The organism is Mesorhizobium sp. M1C.F.Ca.ET.210.01.1.1 (assembly GCF_004791585.1).
Classification (GTDB): Bacteria; Pseudomonadota; Alphaproteobacteria; order Rhizobiales; family Rhizobiaceae; genus Mesorhizobium.
In genome coordinates this window covers 1-302 of record NZ_SRUU01000188.1, presented here as the reverse complement: position 1 = coordinate 302, position 302 = coordinate 1, and the positions used below count along the sequence as shown (strand labels likewise).

At 65.2% G+C, this 302-nt stretch carries 1 protein-coding gene; it reads left to right on the top strand.

All coding sequences use genetic code 11. The features are described 5' to 3' along the window. Positions 1-302: MFS transporter (locus EN853_RS33515; RefSeq protein ID WP_135861376.1), on the top strand; the 302-nt coding region annotated here is incomplete at both ends.

Genomic DNA, 302 nt, shown 5'->3' with positions numbered 1-302 from the left:
CTGCCGTGACGGCCATGTTGAGCAATGTTCTCATCGGCCGATTGAACCGCAAGACGGTGCTGGTTGGCCTCAGCGCCCTGGCGGTCGGCTCCAACCTCCTTGCAGCGCTGGCGCCCAATTTCTGGCTGCTGTTGCTTGGCAGAGCCGGGCTCGGCATCGCGCTCAGCGCGTTCTGGGCGCTTTCGGTTGCCGTCGTGGCAAGGCTGGTTGGCGCCAACGCGACAGGTCGAGGCATGGCCATCGTCACTCTTGGCGTCTCGCTCGCCACCATTGCCGCACCCTCGATGGGAGCGCTGATCAGC